The 19,362-nt window shown below is 73.8% G+C and carries 22 protein-coding genes; 11 read left to right on the top strand and 11 right to left on the bottom strand.

Features of this window, described 5'->3' with window-relative positions; genetic code table 11:
- Positions 1 to 22: 22 nt before the first annotated feature.
- Positions 23 to 1,198 (bottom strand): FAD-dependent oxidoreductase, encoded by a 1,176-nt coding sequence (locus ABD230_RS05590; protein WP_344370060.1) that lies wholly within the window; start codon positions 1,196 to 1,198, stop codon positions 23 to 25.
- A complete protein-coding gene (locus tag ABD230_RS05595) occupies positions 1,195 to 1,512 on the bottom strand; it encodes an antibiotic biosynthesis monooxygenase family protein (RefSeq protein WP_344370062.1) in 318 nt (105 codons plus the stop codon). Before ABD230_RS05595 ends, ABD230_RS05590 begins: the two co-directional genes overlap by 4 nt.
- 96 nt (positions 1,513 to 1,608) lie before the next feature.
- Between ABD230_RS05595 and ABD230_RS05600 the strand changes: the two genes are divergently transcribed.
- The 4 genes from ABD230_RS05600 to ABD230_RS05615 all read left to right on the top strand — a co-directional run bounded on the left by ABD230_RS05600 (position 1,609) and on the right by ABD230_RS05615 (position 5,168).
- Positions 1,609 to 2,172, top strand: a complete 564-nt coding sequence (locus ABD230_RS05600; protein WP_344370063.1) for a cysteine hydrolase family protein — start codon at positions 1,609 to 1,611, stop codon at positions 2,170 to 2,172.
- An 80-nt stretch (positions 2,173 to 2,252) separates the two neighbouring features.
- Positions 2,253 to 3,158, top strand: a complete 906-nt coding sequence (locus ABD230_RS05605; RefSeq protein ID WP_344370064.1) for a hypothetical protein — start codon at positions 2,253 to 2,255, stop codon at positions 3,156 to 3,158.
- Between the two features lie 79 nt (positions 3,159 to 3,237).
- Positions 3,238 to 4,557 carry an O-acetylhomoserine aminocarboxypropyltransferase/cysteine synthase family protein gene (locus tag ABD230_RS05610; protein ID WP_344370065.1) on the top strand — a complete coding sequence of 440 codons (1,320 nt, stop codon included), beginning with the start codon at positions 3,238 to 3,240 and terminating at the stop codon, positions 4,555 to 4,557.
- Positions 4,554 to 5,168, top strand: a complete 615-nt coding sequence (locus ABD230_RS05615; protein WP_344370066.1) for a CoA-binding protein — start codon at positions 4,554 to 4,556, stop codon at positions 5,166 to 5,168. The genes ABD230_RS05610 and ABD230_RS05615 overlap by 4 nt, the downstream gene beginning before the upstream one ends.
- Before the next feature lie 32 nt (positions 5,169 to 5,200).
- Here the strand turns inward: ABD230_RS05615 and ABD230_RS05620 are convergent, their stop codons facing one another.
- Together ABD230_RS05620 and ABD230_RS05625 are read right to left on the bottom strand one after the other, a co-directional pair.
- A complete protein-coding gene (locus ABD230_RS05620; protein WP_344370067.1) occupies positions 5,201 to 5,590 on the bottom strand; it encodes an MmcQ/YjbR family DNA-binding protein in 390 nt (129 codons plus the stop codon).
- A 37-nt stretch (positions 5,591 to 5,627) separates the two neighbouring features.
- A complete protein-coding gene (locus ABD230_RS05625; RefSeq protein WP_344370069.1) occupies positions 5,628 to 6,227 on the bottom strand; it encodes a GNAT family N-acetyltransferase in 600 nt (199 codons plus the stop codon).
- Positions 6,228 to 6,364: 137 nt separating this feature from the next.
- On the opposite strand from ABD230_RS05625, the gene ABD230_RS05630 reads away from it, so the two are divergent.
- The 6 genes from ABD230_RS05630 (at position 6,365) to ABD230_RS05655 (ending at position 11,367) form a co-directional block, all read left to right on the top strand.
- Positions 6,365 to 6,886 carry a histidine kinase gene (locus ABD230_RS05630; protein WP_344370071.1) on the top strand — a complete coding sequence of 174 codons (522 nt, stop codon included), beginning with the start codon at positions 6,365 to 6,367 and terminating at the stop codon, positions 6,884 to 6,886.
- Positions 6,887 to 6,909: 23 nt separating this feature from the next.
- Complete coding sequence (locus ABD230_RS05635) at positions 6,910 to 7,776, top strand: DUF4097 family beta strand repeat-containing protein (protein WP_344370072.1); 867 nt, start codon at positions 6,910 to 6,912, stop codon at positions 7,774 to 7,776.
- A 143-nt stretch (positions 7,777 to 7,919) separates the two neighbouring features.
- The gene (locus ABD230_RS05640) at positions 7,920 to 8,756 is read left to right on the top strand and encodes an ABC transporter ATP-binding protein (RefSeq protein WP_344370073.1); all 837 of its coding nucleotides are present in this window, start codon (positions 7,920 to 7,922) and stop codon (positions 8,754 to 8,756) included.
- On the top strand, positions 8,753 to 9,544 hold the full coding sequence (locus tag ABD230_RS05645; RefSeq protein ID WP_344370074.1) for an ABC transporter permease: 792 nt from the start codon (positions 8,753 to 8,755) through the stop codon (positions 9,542 to 9,544). Before ABD230_RS05640 ends, ABD230_RS05645 begins: the two co-directional genes overlap by 4 nt.
- Positions 9,545 to 9,744: 200 nt before the next feature.
- The gene (locus ABD230_RS05650) at positions 9,745 to 11,118 is read left to right on the top strand and encodes an L-serine ammonia-lyase (protein ID WP_344370075.1); all 1,374 of its coding nucleotides are present in this window, start codon (positions 9,745 to 9,747) and stop codon (positions 11,116 to 11,118) included.
- A 63-nt stretch (positions 11,119 to 11,181) separates the two neighbouring features.
- Complete coding sequence (locus tag ABD230_RS05655; protein WP_344370076.1) at positions 11,182 to 11,367, top strand: hypothetical protein; 186 nt, start codon at positions 11,182 to 11,184, stop codon at positions 11,365 to 11,367.
- 48 nt (positions 11,368 to 11,415) lie between these two features.
- On the opposite strand, the gene ABD230_RS05660 is transcribed toward ABD230_RS05655, so the two are convergent.
- From ABD230_RS05660 to ABD230_RS05675, 4 genes are all read right to left on the bottom strand, one after another.
- Positions 11,416 to 11,928 (bottom strand): rhodanese-like domain-containing protein, encoded by a 513-nt coding sequence (locus ABD230_RS05660; protein ID WP_344370077.1) that lies wholly within the window; start codon positions 11,926 to 11,928, stop codon positions 11,416 to 11,418.
- Between the two features lie 127 nt (positions 11,929 to 12,055).
- Positions 12,056 to 13,339 carry a M18 family aminopeptidase gene (locus ABD230_RS05665; RefSeq protein ID WP_344370078.1) on the bottom strand — a complete coding sequence of 428 codons (1,284 nt, stop codon included), beginning with the start codon at positions 13,337 to 13,339 and terminating at the stop codon, positions 12,056 to 12,058.
- 67 nt (positions 13,340 to 13,406) lie between these two features.
- Positions 13,407 to 14,339, bottom strand: a complete 933-nt coding sequence (locus ABD230_RS05670; RefSeq protein ID WP_344370079.1) for a J domain-containing protein — start codon at positions 14,337 to 14,339, stop codon at positions 13,407 to 13,409.
- Positions 14,340 to 14,414: 75 nt separating this feature from the next.
- A complete protein-coding gene (locus ABD230_RS05675; protein ID WP_344370127.1) occupies positions 14,415 to 15,959 on the bottom strand; it encodes a DUF7059 domain-containing protein in 1,545 nt (514 codons plus the stop codon).
- A gap of 311 nt (positions 15,960 to 16,270) precedes the next feature.
- On the opposite strand from ABD230_RS05675, the gene ABD230_RS05680 reads away from it, so the two are divergent.
- Positions 16,271 to 16,603, top strand: coding sequence for a hypothetical protein (locus tag ABD230_RS05680; RefSeq protein ID WP_344370080.1), 333 nt, complete (start codon positions 16,271 to 16,273; stop codon positions 16,601 to 16,603).
- 63 nt (positions 16,604 to 16,666) lie between these two features.
- Here ABD230_RS05680 and ABD230_RS05685 read toward each other — a convergent pair whose 3' ends face one another.
- Genes ABD230_RS05685 through ABD230_RS05695 form a run of 3 tightly spaced genes read right to left on the bottom strand, consistent with a single transcriptional unit; the run spans position 16,667 to position 19,189 of the window.
- Entirely contained in the window at positions 16,667 to 16,789 is a 123-nt protein-coding gene (locus tag ABD230_RS05685; RefSeq protein ID WP_425546185.1) for a hypothetical protein, read from the bottom strand.
- A complete protein-coding gene (locus ABD230_RS05690; RefSeq protein ID WP_344370081.1) occupies positions 16,786 to 17,208 on the bottom strand; it encodes a DUF3054 domain-containing protein in 423 nt (140 codons plus the stop codon). The genes ABD230_RS05685 and ABD230_RS05690 overlap by 4 nt, the downstream gene beginning before the upstream one ends.
- A gap of 52 nt (positions 17,209 to 17,260) precedes the next feature.
- A complete protein-coding gene (locus ABD230_RS05695; protein WP_344370082.1) occupies positions 17,261 to 19,189 on the bottom strand; it encodes a thioredoxin domain-containing protein in 1,929 nt (642 codons plus the stop codon).
- Positions 19,190 to 19,362 lie beyond the last annotated feature (173 nt).

Consider the following 19,362-nt stretch of genomic DNA (forward strand, 5'->3'; position numbering starts at 1 on the left):
TGCGACGACGCGCGGCGGCACCTCAGCTCCCGGCGAGCCCCGTCGGCGAGCCGCCGCCCGCCTCGGCGACGCGATCGGCCGCGAAGCGCGACGGCGCCGAGCCGGAGCCGTCAGCGAGGTCGGCGAGGATCCGCCCGACGACGGGCGTGAACTTGAACCCGTGCCCCGAGAACCCCGCACCGACGACGACCGGCCCGATGCGGTCGAGCACGAAGTGCTCGTCGGGCGTGGTCGTGTACGTGCAGCTGATCGGCGTCACCGCGTCGGCGTCGACGCCGGGCAGCCAGTCGCGCGCATAGCGCTGCAGGTCGGCGAGCTGGTCGGGCACGGGCAGGAAGTCGCGCGCGTCGGAGTCGACGACGGGACCGACGCCGTGCCATCCGGCCTTCACGCCCTCGCCGGGCGTCAGCATGCCGTAGACGGGCGAGCGCCAGTAGCCGTACCCGTCGGCGGCGGCCCCCGGGAAGTGGTTGTAGCTCGGCCACGGCATCGACTCGTCGCGCACCGCGAAGTGCGCGGGCCCCTCCTGCGTGACGACGAGCGGCGGCAGCGCGAGCCCGCCGACGAACTTCGTGGTCCAGGCGCCGAGGGTCACGACCGCCGTGCGAGCCTCGACGACCTCCTCGACGCCGTCGTCGGTGACGGATGCCACGCGCACCCGGTCGTCGTCGACGACGTCGATCCGCGTGGCCCTCGTGCGGTGGCGGACGTCGGCGCCGGCGGCCGCGGCGGTCGCGTGCAGCGCGCCGATCGTCGCATCCGCGTCGACCCGGCCCGCGCGCTCGTTGAACAGGACCCGCGTGTCGAAGCGGATGCCGGGCCAGCGGCTCGACGCCTCCTCGACCGGCAGGAACTCGGCCGGGATCCCGGCGGCCGTGAGCGCCGCATGCACGGCGTCGAAGTGCGGGGCCGGACCGTGGTTCGCCACGCCGACGAGCTCGAGCAGCGACGTCCCGGACTCCGCCTCCAGCTCGCGCCACAGCGGCAGCGCCTCGACGAGCATCGCGACGTACGCGGGATCGGCGTAGCCGACGTTGAAGTTGCGCGACGCCCCGTGCGACGCGCCGATGCGGTGGCCGGGTTCGAAGCGCTCGAGCAGCGTCACGTCGCGGCCGCGTCGGGCGAGCTGCCACGCCGTCGCGGCGCCCATCGCGCCGCCGCCGACGACGACGGTCTCCGCTTGCCTGACGTCGCTCATGCCGTCCCCTCGCTCGATCGGTCGTCGATGACTCCGTTGAAGTGCTCGACCACGGGGAACGGATCGTAGAACCCGTGCAGCAGCTCCCGCCATCGCGCGTACTCGGGCGACCCGCGGAACCCGGGATCGTGGTCCTCGAGCCGGTCCCAGCGCACGAGCAGGAGGTACTGGTTCGGCGTCTCGACCGAGCGCGACAGTGCCAGGTCGACGAAGCCGGGCATGCCGGCGATGATCGACCGCGCCTCCGCGAAGGCGGCCTCGAACGCCGCCTCGCGGCCGGGGACGACGGGAAGGATCGCGTGCTCGAGGATCACTCGCCCAACGCTACCCGCGACGGCGTGGCAGGCGTTCGCGCAAGATCGGCAGTCGGCGCCGGCGCCCTGGCACGTCCGGGGCGGCACGATGGACGCATGGACCTCGACGACACCATCGCCCTCATCGTGATCGACGTGCAGCAGGGCTTCGACGACGCCGACTACTGGGGCGAACGCGACAACCCCGACGCCGAGGCGAACATCGGCCGGCTGGTCACGGCCTGGGCGGATGCCTCGGCGCCGATCGTGCTCGTCCGCCACGACTCGCGCGAGCCGGGCTCGCCGCTCGCGGCCGGCACGCCGGGCAACGCGTTGAAGCCCGTCGTCGCCGACGCCCCGCACGACCTGTTCGTGACCAAGAACGTCAACTCGGCGTTCTACGGCGCCCCCGACCTGCACGCGTGGCTGGGCGAGCGCGGCATCCGCCGGCTCGTGGTCTGCGGCATCCAGACCAACCAGTGCGTCGAGACGACCGCGAGGATGGCCGGAAACCTCGGCTACGACGTCGTGCTCCCGATCGACGCGACCCACACGTTCGACCTCGAGGGCCCGGGCGGCGTGCGCCTCGCTGCGGCGGACCTGGCGCGTGCGACGGCGGTGAACCTGCACGGCGGCGGCTTCGCGACCGTCACGACGACCGACGATGTGCTCGCCGCGTAGGAGACGCGTCCGGGGCGCGCCGCCCCCGACGCCTCGAGGATCCGTCGACGCCGGACTCCCTCAGGCGTAGCATTCGCGGTATGGCGCAGCTCGCGGCCATGCGTGGCTCGATGCACGGACTGCTGGCGGCGATCGGTTCGATCTCCGTTCTCCTGCTCGCAGGCTGCGCGGGCTCGGGCTCGGGCTCGGGCTCGGGCTCGGGCGGTGAGACCGACCCGACCGAGTCGCCGACCGTCGCCGCCGTCGACACCGACTCGCCGTACCCGGACAGCGTCGCGGTCCTCGGGCACTCGGCCGCGACGGGGGCGAACTCGGATCCGGACCGGCCCGGTCAGGATGCCCTCGAGAACTCCTGGGCGACCGGGTCGAACCCGGACGTCCGAAGCGTCGCGTCCCGCGTGGCGGAGGAGAATCCGGCCGCCGCTGGACGTGCCTGGAACTACGCCGTGGACGGCAGCGGCCTCGAGTCGCTGAAGGCCCAGGCCCGGAAGGCCGTCGCGACGGACGACGTGCCGGAACTGTTCCTCATCGTGACCGTCGACAACGACATGCGCTGCGACGGGACGGACGCCGAGAACTACGAGCCCTTCGCGGAAGGGCTCGGCGAGGTGCTCGACACGCTCGAGCAGGGTGCTCCTGACTCGCGCGTGATGATCGTCTCCCAGTGGGGAACCGTGCAGGCCTGGGCCGATGCGGTGTACCCGGTGTCGCCGGCGACGCTCGGCGACTCGGGCCCGTGCGGACTGCTGGACCCCGAGACGCAGCAGCTCGATCCGGCTCGGATCGACGGACTCCAGTCCATCGTGGAGGAGTACCAGGCCCGCGTCGACGCCGAGTGCGCTGCACGATCGAATTGCGAGACCGACGGCGGTGCCGCGCGCGCGTTGCCCGTGAACCTCGACACGCTCAGCTCGGACCTCAACCACCTCGCACTCGCCGGGCATGCCGCGCTCGCCGAGCTGGTCTGGCAGGCGCTCTTCCCCTGACCGCCTCCGCATCCGGCCCGGATTGCACCCGGTTACGGGCGGCGGTGGCCGATGCGACGAACGGGACTACCGTGTCCCCATGGCAGACCGCGAATACGGCTTCAAGACCCGCGCCATCCACGCGGGCAACATCCCCGACGCCGAGGCGGGCGCCCGCGCGCTCCCGATCTACCAGTCGAGCGCGTTCGTCTTCGACGACACGGCGGATGCCGCGGCGCGCTTCGCGCTGCAGAAGTACGGCAACATCTACTCGCGCCTGGCGAACCCGACGGTCGCGGCGTTCGAGGAGCGCGTCGCGAGCCTCGAGGGCGGCCTCGGCGCCGTCGCCACCGCGAGCGGGCTGTCGGCGCAGTACATCACCTTCGCGAGCCTCGCCGGCACGGGCGACCACATCGTCGCCTCGGCCAACCTCTACGGCGGCTCGATCACGCAGCTGGACGTCACGCTCCGCCGCTTCGGCATCGAGACGACGTTCGTCCGCTCGTCCGACCCGGCCGACTACGCGCCCGCGGTCACCGAGCGCACCAAGGCGATCTTCGTCGAGACGATCGCGAACCCGTCGGGCGAGATCGCCGACCTCGAGGGTCTCGCCGACGTCGCCCACGCGCACGGCATCCCCCTCATCGTCGACTCGACGATCGCCACCCCGTACCTCAACCGCCCCATCGAGTGGGGCGCCGACCTCGTCACCCATTCGGCGACGAAGTTCCTCGGCGGGCACGGCACGACCCTCGGCGGCGTCGTCGTCGAGTCGGGCCGGTTCGACTGGCACTCCGAGAAGTTCCCGCTGTTCGGCGAGCCGGTGCCGAGCTACGGCGGGCTGCAGTGGTCGGGCAACTTCGGCGAGTACGCGTTCCTGACGCGGCTCCGTGCCGAGCAGCTGCGCGACATCGGCCCGGCGCTCGCACCGCACTCCGCGTTCCTCCTCGCCCAGGGCGTCGAGACGCTGCCGTACCGCATCCAGGCGCACATCGACAACGCGCGCGCCGTGGCGGAGTGGCTCGACGACGACCCGCGCGTCGAGCGCGTGTTCTGGGCGGGCCTGCCCGACCACCCGCACTTCGAACGGGCGGCGAAGTACCTGCCGAAGGGCCCGGGCTCGGTGTTCAGCTTCGAGGTCAAGGGCGGCCGCGAGGTGGGCCAGAAGCTCATCGAGTCGGTGAACCTCGCCAGCCACCTCGCGAACATCGGCGACGCGAAGACCCTCATCATCCACCCCGCGTCGACGACGCACGCGCAGCTCACCGACCAGCAGCTCGTCGACGCGGGCGTCCTGCCCGGCGTCGTGCGCCTCTCCGTCGGCATCGAGGACGTCGAGGACATCATCGCCGACCTCGACCAGGCCCTGACCGCCGCGACGCGCGACCGCGTCCTGACCGCCGTGGGAGGCGACCGATGAGCATCGCGAGCGAGACGGACGTGGCCGTGACCGGGACGGATGCCGCGGCCGACGTCGAGACCGTGCGGCTCGTCAACGGCCTGTCGTGCGAGCTGCCCGCGAGCTCGCCGCTGGCGAAGCTCCTGAAGTCGCAGCGCACGTGGATCGGGCCGGACGCGAAGCAGCGGCTCCGCATCCTGAACGCGGCGAAGTCGGTCGCGATCGTCGGCGCCTCGCCGAAGCCGCAGCGCTCGAGCTACTTCGTCGGCACGTACCTGCAGCAGTCGAGCGACTACCGCGTCTACTTCGTGAACCCGAACGAGACCGAGATCCTCGGCCGGCCGGCGTACGCGAGCCTGCAGGACCTCCCCGAGGTGCCGGACGTCGTCGTCGTGTTCCGCCGCGGCAGCGACATCCCGTCGGTCGTCGATGAGGTCGTCGCCGCGGGCGCGACGACGATCTGGGTGCAGCTCGGCATCTGGAACGAGGACGCGGCGTACTACGGCGAGGAGCAGGGGCTCACGGTCGTCATGGACCGCTGCATCAAGGTGGAGCACGCGCGCTTCCACGGCGGGCTTCACCTGCTCGGCTTCGACACGGGGCAGATCACGAGCCGTCGCGGCGGGCGCTGAGCCCTCGCCGGGGCGCCCGGCCCCGCACCGGCTCACCCCGTCGCGGCGTCGTACTCGGCGCGCAGGTACTTCGGCGCCTGCACGCGCCACGCCTCGGTGACCAGTTCGACGAGGTGCTCGCGGTCGATCGCGCCCAGGCGGAAGGCGACCTTGGGCTCACCCCATGGTGTCGTCGTGCGGAGGAACACGTCGGGCGCCATCTGGACGAGGGCGAGCGCGTCGACGGGATCGGCGACCTTGACCCCGACCACGGGCTCGGCGGCGATGATCTCGCGCACGTCGGCGGGGATGCTGGGCCACGGATGGCATTCCCAGGCGTAGAGCCTGCGGCGCACGAACCACGCGGCGCCGCCCGTCATCGCGCGCTCCTCGCTCCCGGGCAGCCCGTCGGCGGTGTCGCGGAGGTCGTCGATGGTGGCCACGACCCGAGGCTACGCCGGCCGTCCGACCGGGCGGCCCTCAGGCGGCGGGCGCGGTGGCGACCGCCGGGCCGCCGCCGGTCCCCGGCACGTCGATGCCGTAGGCCAGGATGTGCACCGGCGTCCCGTCGGGTCGCTCGAACGTGAACTCGCGTTCCGCGATCCGCTCGAATCCCATGCGCTCGTAGAGACGTCGGGCCGGGCGCATCTGCTCGCCCGTGTTCAGCACGACCCGACGGATGCCGCGGCTCGCCGCCAGCGCCAGCACGTGTCGCACGATCGCCTCGCCGACCCCGCGACCGCGGGCCGCCGCCGCGACCCCGAGGAAGCGGAAGTCGAGCTCGTCGTCGTTCCTCGCGACCGCGGACATGCGCCGGTCCGGGCGGGGCGTCGTGACGGTGCCGAGCACGTCGCCGGTCGCGGCGTCGACGGCGACCCACACCTCGTGCTCCCGGGCGCGGTCCGCGACCGCCTCGATCTCGTCGAGGTAGGCCTCGGTCAGCTCGTAGTCGCCGGCGTAGGCGTCGCGGACGAGTCGGCCGACGAGCGACGACTCGTCGTCGCGCATGCGTCGGAACTGCAGCGCGCCTGCGGCGGGGGTGGACGGCGTGCGCCGCGGCGCCGGATCGGTCGTGGACATCCGCACCAGCCTACGCGTGCGCGCCTGAGGCTCCGCCGAGTCGCGACCTTCGCACGACACCACCGTGACACCACGTATCCGCACTGGGTGACACCACCATGCTTGACCTGACACCATTATGGTGTCATCATGGTGTCATGGACTTGAATCCGTACGTCGACGACCTCCAGCATCGTCTCGCAGTCGCCGCCGAGTTGGGCGGCGACGAGGCGCTCGACCTCGCCCGTCGCCTGAGCGCGCCGCTCGACGCGGCCACCCGGCTCGTGCTGCTCGAGGCCCTGTCGGCCGCGGCCGGCGAGATCACGGCCGAGCTCGCCCCGGGATCGGTCGACGTCCGTCTTCGCGGCCGCGACCCCGAGTTCGTCGTGACCGCCGCCGCGACGACGACGTTCGAGCCCGCCTCCGACCTCTCCGCGGCGGCGGCCCTCCCGGCGGCGGTGCCGCTCGACGAGGCGGCCGCGACCAGCCGCACCACGCTCCGCCTCCCCGACCAGCTGAAGGCCCAGGTCGAGCAGGCCGCGGCCCGCGACGGCGTCTCGGTGAACACGTGGCTCGTCCGTGCGATCGCCGCCGCCGTCGCGCCCGCTCCTGGGCAGCGCCCCACCGACACCCGCCCGGCCGAGGGCGACGCGAACCGCGTCACCGGCTGGGTCCGCTGAACGACCGTCACCGAGGAGTCGCCATGACCACCTTCCAGACCCCCGAACCCATCGTCGTCGACGCCGACCTCGGATGGGGCGACCTCCACGTGGTCGCCTCCGACCGCGGCGACACCGTCGTCGAGGTCCGTCCCGCCGACGCCGAGAAGCCGGGCGACGTCAGGACCGCCGCCGACGCGAAGGTCGAGCTCGTCGGCGACGTGCTCACCGTGCGCACCACGAAGGGATGGCTGCACTACACCCCGTTCGGCGGCGCCGGCCAGGTCGACGTCGCCATCCGGGTGCCCGAGGGCTCCGAGGTGCGCGGCGCCACCGGGGCGGGCCGGCTCCTCGCCGAGGGCGTGTTCGGCGCCATCGGCTTCCGCACCGGCGCGGGCGACGTGCGGGTCGACGAGGCGGAACGGGTCACCGCCCGCACCTCGTCGGGCGCGATCGTCATCGGTCGCGCGACGGGCGCCGTCGAGCTCACGTCCTCGGCCGGCAGCATCCGCATCCGGGAGCTCTCGGGCGAGGCGCAGATCAAGAACCCGAACGGCTCCACGACGATCGGCGAGGTCACCGGCACGCTCGTCGTGCAGGGCGCCCACGGTGACGTCACGGTCGCCGACGCGCGCGGCTCGGTCACCGCGAAGAGCAGCTACGGCAACCTGCTCGTCGAGCGCATCGACGGCGGCCGCGTGCAGCTCGAGGCGGGGTACGGCGGGATCGAGGTTGGCGTCGCCGAGGGCACGGCCGCCTGGCTCGACGTCTCGAGCCAGCACGGGGCCGTCCGCAACACGCTCCAGCCCTCCGACGCGCCCGGCGCCGATGAGAGCGCGGTCGAGTTGCACGCCCGCACGAGCTGGGGCGACATCCTCATCCGCCGACCGAGCTCCACGGCCGCCCGCTAGGTCGCCGCACCGCGGCCGCAGGACCCGCGGATCGGTCCACGTCCGACGTCGGGCGGTCGAGCGCGCCTGCAACCACCACGAACACCGCACCCACGCGCCGCACACTCCGTGCCCCGCGTTCCCGATGAGAGACGGAGATCCAGATGACCATCGATCAGAACCCGGCTTCTGCCATCCGCGTGCATGGGCTGGAGAAGGCCTACCGGAAGGACCGGCCGGTGCTGCGCGGCGTCGACTTCGACATCGCGAAGGGCAGCATCTTCGCCCTCCTCGGCTCGAACGGCGCGGGCAAGACCACCGTCGTGAAGATCCTGTCCACGCTGCTCCGCGCCGACGCCGGCACGGCGGAGGTGAACGGCGTCGACGTCGCCGCGAACGGGGCGGCGGTCCGCGCGTCCATCAGCCTGACCGGCCAGTTCGCCGCGGTCGACGAGATCCTGAGCGGGCGCGAGAACCTGGTCCTCGTGGCACGGCTGCGGCACCTGCCGGCCCCGGGCCGGATCGCCGACGACCTGCTCGCGCGGTTCTCGTTGACCGAGGCAGGCGGCCGGAGGGTCGCCGAGTACTCGGGCGGCATGCGCCGCCGCCTCGACCTCGCGATGAGCCTGATCGGCGACCCGCCGGTCGTCTTCCTCGACGAGCCGACGACCGGGCTCGACCCGCAGGCACGCCTCGAGGTGTGGCAGGCGGTGCGGGCGCTCGCCGCGAACGGCACGACCGTGCTGCTCACCACGCAGGTCCTCGACGAGGCGGAGCACCTCGCCGACCGCATCGCGATCCTCCACGAGGGACGGATCCTCGTGAACGGCACGCTCGCCGAGCTGAAGCGGCTCCTGCCGCCGACGACGGTCGAGTACGTCGAGAAGCAGCCCACCCTCGAGGAGGTCTTCCTCGCACTCGTCGGGGACCACGGCCCGGGCGATGCGGCCCCGACCGCCACCACCGCCACCACCACCACGACCGGAACGGAACGATCATGACCACCGCATCCGCGACGATGCCCACGACGACGCACTTCCTCGGCGACACCGCCGTCCTCACCGCCCGGTCGCTCCGGCACATCACGCGCAGCCTCGACACGATCATCACGACCGCGATCATGCCGATCGCCTTCATGCTGCTGTTCGTGTTCGTGTTCGGCGGTGCGATCGACACCGGGTCGGACGTGCCCTACGTGGACTACCTGCTGCCCGGCATCCTGCTCATCACGGTCGCCTCGGGGGTGTCGTACACGGCCTACCGCCTGTTCCTCGACCTGCAGGGCGGGATCTTCGAGCGGTTCCAGTCCATGCCGATCGCGCGCTCGAGCGTGCTGTGGGCCCACGTGCTCACGTCGCTCGTCGCGAACCTCGCGTCCGTCGCGATCGTCGTCGGCGTCGCGCTCCTCATGGGCTTCCGCACGGGCGCCGACGTGCTCGCGTGGCTCGCGGTCGGCGGGATCATGGTCCTGTTCACGCTCGCCCTGACCTGGCTCGCCGTGATCCCGGGCCTCACGGCGAGGTCGGTGGACGGCGCGAGCGCGTTCTCCTACCCGCTCATCCTCCTGCCGTTCATCAGCTCCGCGTTCGTGCCGACGGAGAGCATGCCCGGACCGGTCCGCGTCTTCGCCGAGTACCAGCCGGTGACGGCCATCGTCGACGCCATCCGCGCCCTGTTCGCCGGCCAGCCGGTCGGCGCCGACATCTGGATCGCGCTCGCGTGGCTCGTCGGCATCCTCGTCGTCGCCTACGGCTTCGCGATGCTGGCCTACCGCCGGCGACGCGCGTAGCGCGGCACGCACCGGGCCGGGGACCCTCCACGGGTCCCCGGCCCGGCGGCGTCAGGACCCGAGGCCCTCCTGCCACTCGATGAGGTCCGCGATCTTCGCGATGAGTTCGGCGTCCTGGAGGCCGTGCGCCTTTGCCGTACGCGCACGATTCTTCGACTCCGCGGCGAATCCCTGCGTGTGCTGCGACGTAGCCTTGAGGGGTGACAGCGTTCGTCTCAGCCCTCGACCTGTTCTCGATCGGCATCGGCCCCTCGAGTTCCCACACGGTCGGACCCATGCGGGCCGCTCGGATCTTCGTCGACGGACTCGATGCGGACGGACGCCTCGACCGCGTCCGCCGGGTCACGTGCTCCCTTTACGGCTCGCTCGGTGCGACGGGCCTCGGCCACGGCACGCCCGACGCCGTCATCGCCGGCCTCGGCGGACTCGCCCCGCACGACTGCGACCCGGACGACGTGCGCAGCGCCTGGACCCGGCTCGCCGACGGCGCCGAGGTCCGCCTCGCGGGCCGCCACTCGGTGCGGATGGCGCAGTCCGACGTGGCGCTCGAGCCGCGGACCCGCCTTCCCGGCCACCCGAACGCGCTCACGCTGCAGGCATGGGGCGACGACGACGCGCTGCCGCTCGCCGAGGCGACGTACTACTCGGTGGGCGGCGGGTTCATCCGGCGCGACGGCGACGCACCCGAGCAGGCCGAGGCCCTGCGCCATCCGCTCCCCTACTCGACCGCCGCCGAGCTGCTCTCGCTCTGTGAGGAGCACGGCGTGAGCCTCTGCGACGTCGCCTGGCGCAACGAGATCGCCGTACACGGCGAGGAGGGCATCGTCGCGGGCCTCGACGCGATCTGGGACGCGATGGCCGAATGCGTCGAGCACGGACTCACGACCGAGGGCACGCTGCCGGGCGGCCTCCGCGTGAAGCGACGCGCGCCCGAAGTGCGCCGCCGCCTCGAGGAGTACGACCGCGACGAGCACGTGCGCGACACGTCGACGGAGTGGCTGCACGCGTTCGCCCTCGCGGTCAACGAGGAGAACGCCTCCGGCGGCCGCGTGGTGACCGCGCCGACGAACGGTGCGGCGGGCATCATCCCCGCGGTCGGCCACTACTACCTGCGGTTCGTGCCCGGCGCCGACCGCGAGGGCATCCGGCGCTACCTGCTCACCGCCTCGGCGATCGCGAGCCTCGTGAAGAAGAACGCCTCGATCTCCGGTGCCGAGGGCGGATGCCAGGCCGAGGTCGGTTCGGCGTGCGCCATGGCCGCCGGCGGCCTCTGCGCCGTGCTGGGCGGCACGCCGCAGCAGATCGAGAACGCCGCGGAGATCGCCATGGAGCACCACCTCGGCCTCACGTGCGACCCGGTCGCCGGGCTCGTACAGGTGCCGTGCATCGAGCGCAACGCGATCGCGGCCTCGACGGCCGTCTCGGCAGCGCGCCTCGCCCTGCACGGCGACGGCACCCACATCGTCTCGCTCGACACCGTCATCGAGACCATGCGCCAGACCGGCATCGACATGATGACGAAGTACAAGGAGACGAGCGAGGGCGGTCTCGCCGTCAACGTCATCGAGTGCTGACGCGCCCGTGTCCCCCGGATGGGTCCCTTCCACGCCGAGCGTCACCTCTGGGAAGGTAGCCGGGTGGATCCCTCCTCCTTCGACCCGACCGCCTTCGGCCTCCTCGGCCTCGTCATCGGCCTGATCGTCTACCTCGCCTTCATCGCGCTGAGCGTGTGGATCGCGTACGTGATCATCAAGGCGGCCGTCAGGAACGGCCTGCGCGAGCACACGCTCTGGCTCGAGCAGCGTCGCGGCCCGTTGCGCTGACCGTCGCCGCAGGCCTGACCGGCCGACGCATCCGGCTGCCGACGCCCCCTAGCAGGCGCACTCGATCGCGGGCGCCGAGCTCGCCACGTTCGTCAGGGTGTCGACCGCCCGGTGCTCGCGGCCGCCGTCGTGCTCGATCTCGAAGCCCTCGCGCACCCAGTACTCGAAGCCGCCGAGCATCTCCTTGACCGGGTGCCCGAGGGTCGCGAACGCGAGCGCGGCACGCGTCGCGCCATTGCACCCCGGCCCCCAGCAGTAGACGACGACGGGCGTGCCCGGCGCGATGCGCTCGCGCGCGACCTCCGCCACGCGTCGACCCGGCAGATGCACGGCACCGGGGATGCGGCCGGCGGCCCACGCCGCCTCGCTGCGCGTGTCCACGAGCACGAAGCCGGGGTCCGGCTCCGCCAGCGCGCCCGCGACGTCCGACACGTCGGTCTCGAAGCCGAGCCGGCCCCGGAAGTGGCGGACCGCGTCCTCGGGCGTCGCGACGTGGTCGAAGAGGCCCGCGGCGGGCACGGCGGCGAGCGGCGGGGCGGCGGTCGGGTTCGCGGTCGTCATGTCCCGATCGTCGCATCCGCCGACGCGCACCGGCCGGTCGCATCCGGTCGGCGATGCGCGAGATCCCGCCAAGCCGATCCGCGGCTCCCGGCCGTCCGGGCCCGGCGGTCCGCCGGGCGGACCGACGTCAGGCGCCGCGCAGGAACGCCGCGATCGCGGCGCCGAGCGCCGCGAGGTCCTCCACGTGCGCGAGCTCGCGCGCCGAGTGCATCGACAGCAGCGGCGGGCCCACGTCGACCGTGCGGATGCCGAGCCGCGTGGCCGTCAGCGGGCCGATGGTCGAGCCGCACGGGATCGCGTTGTTCGACACGAACTCCTGGGTCGGCACGCCGGCCGCACGGCACGCGGCCGACCAGAGCGCGGCGCCCGCGGCATCCGTCGCGTACCGCTGGTTCGCGTTCAGCTTGAGCAGCGGGCCGCCGCCGAGCACGGGCCGGTTCACGGGGTCGTGCCGCTCGGGGTAGTTCGGGTGCACGGCGTGCCCGGCGTCGCTCGAGACGTGCCACGACGCGGCGAACGCGCGCCGGGTCTCCTCGACGCCGGCGCCGAGGCCGTCGCCGATGCGGGCCAGCACGTCCTGGAGGAACGGGCCGCTCGCACCCGAACGCGACTCCGATCCGAGCTCCTCGTGGTCGAACGCCGCGACGACGCTGATGTGGCCCGCGTCCGCGGGTGCGTCGAGGATGGCGGTGACGCCGGCGTGCACGGACGTGAGGTTGTCCATGCGACCCGACGCGAGGAACGCCCCGTCGCGGCCGAAGCGCGCGGGCGGCGAGGAGTCGACGACGTGGACGTCGTGGCCCGCCACCTCGTCCGGGTCGATGCCCGCGATCGCGGCCAGGTGCGCCACGATGTCCGCCGGCTCGCCGACGGGCTCGACGCCCCAGATCGGCTGCACGTGGCGCTGCTTGTCGAGCGTGAGGCCGTCGTTATTGACGCCGCGGTCGAGGTGGATCGCCAACTGCGGGATCCGCAGCAGCGGGCCGGTCGCGACGAGGTGGGTGGCGCCGTCCCGAGTCGCGAGGCGGCCGGCCAGCCGGAGCTCGCGGTCGAGCCACGAGTTCAGCAGCGGACCGCCGTACACCTCGACGTTCGCCTGCGAGAGGCCGCCCGCGGCGCTCGCGGGATTCGGCTTGAGCTTGAAGGACGGCGAGTCGGTGTGCGCGCCGAGGATCCGGAACGGCGTCGTCGGGCCGGCGCCCTCGGGCTGCACCCAGGCGATCACGGCGCCGTCGCGGACGACCACCCGGCGACCGGGACCGGTCGGCCACGCATCGCGTTCGTCGAGGCGCTCGAACCCGGCCTCCTCGAGCCGCCGCGCCGCCTCCTCGGCGGCGTGGTACGACGACGGCGATGCCGTCACGAACGCGGTGAAGTCCTCGATGTACGCGTCGACGTCAGGGGTGCCCATCCCTCCATCTTCCCAAACCCGACGCGGGCGCCCGAATCGGGGCGGGATCCGCCGGCGGCGAGACGCGTCAGGCGAACCGCAGCGCCGTCTGGAGCCGCGAACGGACTTCCATCGCGTCCGCGCCGCCGAGCACGGGCGCCCCCGGGATGCCCTCGCGGATCGCGCTCGCGAGCCGCGAGCGCCGCACGAGCACCGCCGCCGCGCCGCGCACCGAGCCGCCGACCTCGAGCGGCACAGCCGCATCCTCATCGGGGACGACGACCACGAGCGCGGTCGGCTTCACCCGGGCCGGCCGGGTCACGGACTTCGCCCGCGCCGCGAGCTCCCGGATCGGCCGCTCCCCCGCGAGCGCCTCGCCGATCAACTCTCCGCGCTTGAAGGCGACCGGCCCGCCCCAGTCCTCCGACTGGATCGCGATGAGCCCGGTCGGCCCCAGCACGAGGTGGTCCAGCTTCGGCGGGAGCCCGGCGCCCGCCGCATCCGTCGCCAGGTCGTGCCACACCGTGTAGGCGATCCCGAGCGTCGCGAGGCTGCGCGCCGTCTCCTCCTCGGCGAGCGCGTCGGCGAGCACGTGACGGATGTCGCGGGGCGCGCTGCGCACGAGCGCCGGATCGTACGGGTCGTCGAGCGTCACCCCGCGGCCCGCCCACTCGCGGATCAGGTCGAGGTAGCGCTGGCGCGACCACCCGCCGGGGTGACCGTACGTGCGGGCGAGCGGTCGCGAGTCCCGCCGCGGCCTCGGGGCCGACGGTGCCCAGGCCGCGTGCTCGGGCTCGGCCATGCCCGGACCGTTGCCCCGGTCGAAGGCCGCGCGCGCCTCCGGCGTGCCGACGAGCTCCCACGCGCGCTGGACGGCGTGGAACCGCTCGGCATCGCCTCCCGTGTCGGGGTGGGCGTGGCGCAGCGCGCGCCGGTAGGCGACGCGCAGGGCGGCGGCGTCCGCGTCGGCGGTCACGCCGAGCACCTCGTACGGCGAATCGGAGAGCGGGGAGTCGGGCATGGGCTCGCTTTCAGTGGGCGACCACGAGGATACCGCCGCGATCCGTGTGGTCGCCGAGCCGGGCCGGGGATCGACTCAGTCGGCGACCGGGCGCAGCATCCCGCCGGCGACGAGCTCGCGGACGGCCATGGCGAGCTCGTCCCACAGCTCGTCGCGATCGGCCTCGAGCAGCTCGGCGATCGCGTCGACGAGCACGCCGAGGGGGAGTTCGCCGTCGGCGGCGCCCACGAGTGCGGCGAGCCCGGTGCCGGCGTCGACGACGCGGCCGAAGCCGCCGCCCTGCCGAAGCAGGATGACCGTCGGCTGCTCGGCGCCGGGCCAGTGGTGGCGCTCCTCGGTGACGTCGTCCGCGACCGCGACGCGGAGCGCGCGCAGCCCGTCGTCGTCGAGGGACCCGACGACGTCGGACGCCGCCAGGCACGCCTCGAGGTGCGCGGCGAGCCCGCCGACGACGTCGCCGAGCGGCCCGTGCAGGCGCTCGGCCCGCGCGAGCCCGGGTGCGGTCCCGGCGGCGGGGCGGCGGAGGAGCAGGTAGCCGAAGCCGACCGACTCGACGCCGCGCGCAGCGAAGTCCTCGAGCCACGCGTCGTGGAGGCGCTCGAACGCGGGCGTCCCCGGACGCGTGCCGCCGTCGCGGATCCACGTCTCCGCGTACTCGCTCGGGTCCTGGCGTTCGCGCTCCACGATCCAGTACTCGAGCCCGGCGGCCGCCGCCCAGGCGGCCGCCCGCTCGAGCCCGTCGTCGAGGTCCTCGTCCGCACGCCGGTACTCCCAGTTGCCGAGCAGCTGCGCGACGCCGCCCGGCGCGAGGTGCTCGCCGACACCGCACACGACGGCCTCGACGATCGCGTCGCCGACCATCCCGCCGTCGCGGTACTCGTAGGCCGGCACGTCGCGCTCGCGCGGGGTGATCACGAAGGGCGGGTTGGAGGCGATGCGGTCGACCTGCTCGTCGCCGAGCGGTTCGAAGAGGCTGCCGAGGCGGAATTCGACGCCGTCGATGCGATTGAGCCGGACGTTCAACCGGGCGAACCGGAGGGCCCGCGCGGAGACGTCGCTCGCGATCACGCGCTCGCTGAAGCGGCTCGCGTGCATGGCCTGGATGCCGCAGCCGGTGCCGAGGTCGAACGTCGTGCCCGCCCGGCGCTGGAGCAGCAGGCCGCTCAGGGTCATCGACGCACCGCCCACGCCGAGCACGTACTCCTCGGGCAGCGGCCCGCCGGTCACGAGCTCGCCCGGGTCCGATGCGATCCACCACGCGCCGTCGCCCGCCGCGTCGGCGAACGCGTACGGCCTCAGGTCCATGGCCGGCGCGACCTGGTCGCCGTCCGCCCGCACCATCCCGAGCCCGATCGCGCGGCGCGTGCCGAGGGCCGGCAGCGCCGCCTCGAGGTCGACGGATGCCACCGGCACGCCGAGCACGAAGCAGCGCACGAGCGTCGCCAGCGCCCGCTCAGCGGCCGGCACGTGCTCGAGGGCGCGCAGGGCGGGCACGCGGTGGCCGCGGCGGAGCGCCGCGCCGGGATGGGTGGACTCGGCCGCGGCGCCGCGTTCCCACAGCGCCTCGACGGCCGCGACCGTGAAGCCCGCCGCCTCGAGGTCCGCAGCCAGCGCGTCCACGGCGTCGAGGTCGAGGTCGGGATCGAGGCGGGCGGCGCCTCCGCCACCCGGAGCGGACGGATCCGCGGGATCGCCCGCGTGCTGGCTGGTCACGGACCCATTCAACCAGTCGCGGATCCGACCGTTCCGGCATCCGACCGCGGAGCCCGTCGGGCCGGGCACCCGCCCGGCCGCGAACCGGACCGTCGCGCGTCGCCGGATCGTCATCCGCGCGTCACCGGGCGTCCATGCCCCGACGGCCCGTGTAACCCGGACGACACATGTGCCGCGTAGCGTCGGTTACGATCGGGACGAGCGAGGGGAGGTCGCACATGGGTGAACCGTCCACGCTCGAACGCCTGCGGCAGGACGCACGCGACGAACTGAGCGCGCTCATCGAGTTGCGGTGCCGCCTCGGAGAAGACCCGTGGTCCTTCCTCCCGGAGATGCCGTCGGTCGACGAGCAGGTCGTCGCGACCCTTCGCGAGGAGCGCATGCACTCCGAACGATGGGCCCCCGCGCGCGCCCGGGCCTACCACCCCACCGCGCGTCGCGGCGCCGTGGAGCGCTTCGAGTACGACCTGCTCCGGGAGATCGCGCTCGACCACCCGGAGCTGAGCTCCGCGGTCTGGAACATGATCGGGCGGGTGCCGACCACCTGGTGAACGCAGCTCAGGCCGCGACCGTCGTGCGGGCGGCATGCGCTCGTCGCTGCCCGCGCATCCACGTCACGGAGCCGACGGTCCGCCGACCGCCGAGGCGAGGCCGAAGACGTTCCCGACGATCTCGCGCCGCAGCACGACCTGGTCGCCCACCAGCTGTGCGTCGAACAGCCACTCGACCGGGTTCACGAGACGACCGCCGCGCGGCGGCGCGAGCGCGTGCGACGCACCACGGCGGCGATGCCGCGCCAGCCGAGCAGGAACAGGCCGAGCGTGACGGCGGCCACGATCACGAAGGCGACGGCCGTGCCCTGGCCCACCGCGACCCTGAGCAGCATGCCCACGGCGACGGCTCCGAGCCAGGCGGCGACTCCCGTCGGCCAGAGCGCGAGGGGACGTCGCCATCCGAGGGATGCGGCCCATCCGACCGCCAGGCCGACGAGGAACGGCCACGCCGTCTCCCAGACGCCCGCGGCGTCGATGCCCTCGCGGTGGCTCGCCCGCCCGATGACGGCGAAGACGACGACGAGGGCCGCGTCGACGGCGACGGCCACGGCCGTGCCGCGGGCCGGAACAGCGCCTCGCGGCGCGGGGGCGGGTCGGGTCATCCGACCATCGTAGGTCCCGTCCGCGGTGCGGGGACCGGACGTCGCGTCGGGCTCACCGGCCGTCGGCCGACGCCGTGTCGGTACCGGCGTCGGCCGCGCCGGCTGCGGCCCTGAGCGCCGCCGCCGCGGTGGCCGGCAGGGCGCAGACGAACGCGCGGCACAGGTACGCGGTCGCGACGCCCTCGTGCACGCGGCGCGCCTCGAACAGCTCGAACCCGGCCTCGGCGAACTGCGCCGCCTGGGACTCGGTGACGACCGCCGTGATCGAGCTGGAGAGCCGCCGTGCCGTCTCGACGACGCCGTCGTCGCGGGCATCCCCGGCGGTCACGTCCACGTCCGGGACGACCACTACGAGTTGCACGGGCGGCGTGCCGAGCCGGGCCATGACGCCGAGGGCACCGCCGAACGCGATCGGCCGCGCGGGCGCGATGCCCGCGACCTCGCGCATCGCGCGCGCGGCGAGCTCGCGATACCGGTCCCCCCCGCCCAGCGCCGCGAGGAGGCGCGCGGCGTCGGCGCACGCCGTCATGCCCGACGGCGCCGCCCCCTCGGCGGGATCGTCGGCGAAGCCGAGGCCGCGCGCCGCGAGCACGGGGTCGCCGCCGCCGGGCGCCGCGAACGGCGCAGCGTTCCCGCGCGACTCGGCGGCGTGCGCGGCGGCGTCGACGAGTTCCCGCGCCCGGACCGCGTACTCCGCCTCCCCCGTCGCCGCGGCGAGCCGGAGCAGGCCGCCGGCGAGCATCCCCGAGTCCTCGAGGGTGCCGGGTGCACGCGACGCGACGCCGTCGAGCGAGGCGCGCACCACCGTGCCGTCGTCGCGGACGTGCTCCGCGAGCATCCGGTCGGCGGCGCGCCGCGCCGCCTCGAGCGCGGACAAGTCGCCGAACACCTGGGCCGCTCGTGCGAGCGCACCGATCGCGAGGCCGTTCCACCCGGTGAGCAGCTTGGCGTCGAGCGACGGCGGGTCGAGTTCCGCGCGGGCCGCGGCGTCCCGGCGGTAGTAGCCGCCCTCGTCCCGACGACCGTCGATCACGCTCTCGGAGTCCTGTGCGCTCGCGAACCCGCCCCCCGGCAGCGCGAGGCGCTCGGTGAGGAACTCCACGAGCCCGGCCCCGAGCGAGTCGAGGAACGCCGGGGGGTCCTCGCCCGTCGCCAGTTCCGCCGTGACCGCGAGCAGCAGGGCGTTGTCGGTGAGCATCCGCTCGTAGTGGGGTTCCGTCCAGTCGGCGCGCGTCGCGTACCGGAAGAAGCCGCCCTCGACCGGGTCGCGCAGTGGCGACGCCCCCATGCGGCGAAGCGTGCGCACGGCCATCCGGCGGCCGGACGCCCCGGCCGCCGTGAGGAAGTCGAGCACGGGGGCGACGGGGAACTTGGGGGCGCCGCCGAAGCCTCCGTGCACCTCGTCCTCGTCCTCCGCCAGCCGATCCACCGCCGCCGCCAGCGCGACCGCGTCCGGCAGGTCACCCTCGGTTCGGGTCGTGGCCGCCGCCGCGATCGCTTCTCCGACGGCGTCGGCCGTGCGGTCGAGGTCGGCGCGACGCTCCCGCCACGCCTCGTCGACGGCGTCGAGCACGTCCGTGAACGCTGGCACGCCCGCGACGGCGCGGGGTGGGAAGTACGTGCCGGCGTAGAACGCCCGGCCGTCGGGCCGCGTGAAGACCGTGAGCGGCCAGCCGAGCTGTCGCGTGAACGCGGATGCCGCGGCCAGGAAGCCCGCGTCGACCTCCGGATGCTCCTCCCGGTCGACCTTCACGGGCACGAACCGGGCGTTGATCGCGTCGGCGACGACGGGATCGCTGAAGCTCTCGCGGGCCATGACGTGGCACCAGTGGCACGTGGCATAGCCGATCGACACGAGGAGCGGGACGTCGCGCCGAACGGCTTCCGCGAAGGCCTCTTCGCCCCACGGATACCAGTCGACGGGATTGCCCGCGTGCGCACGCAGGTACGGGCTCAGGGCGTTCGCGAGTCGATTCGCCATCGACCCAGCGTAGGCGCCCTCGATGCGCGATGCCTGGTGGCCGAGGACGTCTGCGGCCCCCGTCCGGCTCTTTCGGTCGTTAACTGCAGAAGAGCCACCCGGCGTTGGGTGGCTCTTCTGGGATGTTGTGTCCGGCGGTGTCCTACTCTCCCACAGGGTCGCCCCTGCAGTAC

The organism is Agromyces tropicus, from assembly GCF_039531345.1.
Lineage (GTDB): Bacteria > Actinomycetota > Actinomycetes > Actinomycetales > Microbacteriaceae > Agromyces > Agromyces tropicus.

Bases quoted from the DNA above. Each gene is read 5' to 3' on its own strand.
- ABD230_RS05590 (WP_344370060.1), bottom strand. From the start codon at position 1,198: ATGAGCGACGTCAGGCAAGCGGAGACCGTCGTCGTCGGCGGCGGCGCG.
- ABD230_RS05600 (WP_344370063.1), top strand. From the start codon at position 1,609: ATGGACCTCGACGACACCATCGCCCTCATCGTGATCGACGTGCAGCAG.
- ABD230_RS05605 (WP_344370064.1), top strand. From the start codon at position 2,253: ATGGCGCAGCTCGCGGCCATGCGTGGCTCGATGCACGGACTGCTGGCG.
- ABD230_RS05610 (WP_344370065.1), top strand. From the start codon at position 3,238: ATGGCAGACCGCGAATACGGCTTCAAGACCCGCGCCATCCACGCGGGC.
- ABD230_RS05615 (WP_344370066.1), top strand. From the start codon at position 4,554: ATGAGCATCGCGAGCGAGACGGACGTGGCCGTGACCGGGACGGATGCC.
- ABD230_RS05625 (WP_344370069.1), bottom strand. From the start codon at position 6,227: ATGTCCACGACCGATCCGGCGCCGCGGCGCACGCCGTCCACCCCCGCC.
- ABD230_RS05630 (WP_344370071.1), top strand. From the start codon at position 6,365: ATGGACTTGAATCCGTACGTCGACGACCTCCAGCATCGTCTCGCAGTC.
- ABD230_RS05635 (WP_344370072.1), top strand. From the start codon at position 6,910: ATGACCACCTTCCAGACCCCCGAACCCATCGTCGTCGACGCCGACCTC.
- ABD230_RS05640 (WP_344370073.1), top strand. From the start codon at position 7,920: ATGACCATCGATCAGAACCCGGCTTCTGCCATCCGCGTGCATGGGCTG.
- ABD230_RS05645 (WP_344370074.1), top strand. From the start codon at position 8,753: ATGACCACCGCATCCGCGACGATGCCCACGACGACGCACTTCCTCGGC.
- ABD230_RS05660 (WP_344370077.1), bottom strand. From the start codon at position 11,928: ATGACGACCGCGAACCCGACCGCCGCCCCGCCGCTCGCCGCCGTGCCC.
- ABD230_RS05665 (WP_344370078.1), bottom strand. From the start codon at position 13,339: ATGGGCACCCCTGACGTCGACGCGTACATCGAGGACTTCACCGCGTTC.
- ABD230_RS05670 (WP_344370079.1), bottom strand. From the start codon at position 14,339: ATGCCCGACTCCCCGCTCTCCGATTCGCCGTACGAGGTGCTCGGCGTG.
- ABD230_RS05680 (WP_344370080.1), top strand. From the start codon at position 16,271: ATGGGTGAACCGTCCACGCTCGAACGCCTGCGGCAGGACGCACGCGAC.
- ABD230_RS05690 (WP_344370081.1), bottom strand. From the start codon at position 17,208: ATGACCCGACCCGCCCCCGCGCCGCGAGGCGCTGTTCCGGCCCGCGGC.
- ABD230_RS05695 (WP_344370082.1), bottom strand. From the start codon at position 19,189: ATGGCGAATCGACTCGCGAACGCCCTGAGCCCGTACCTGCGTGCGCAC.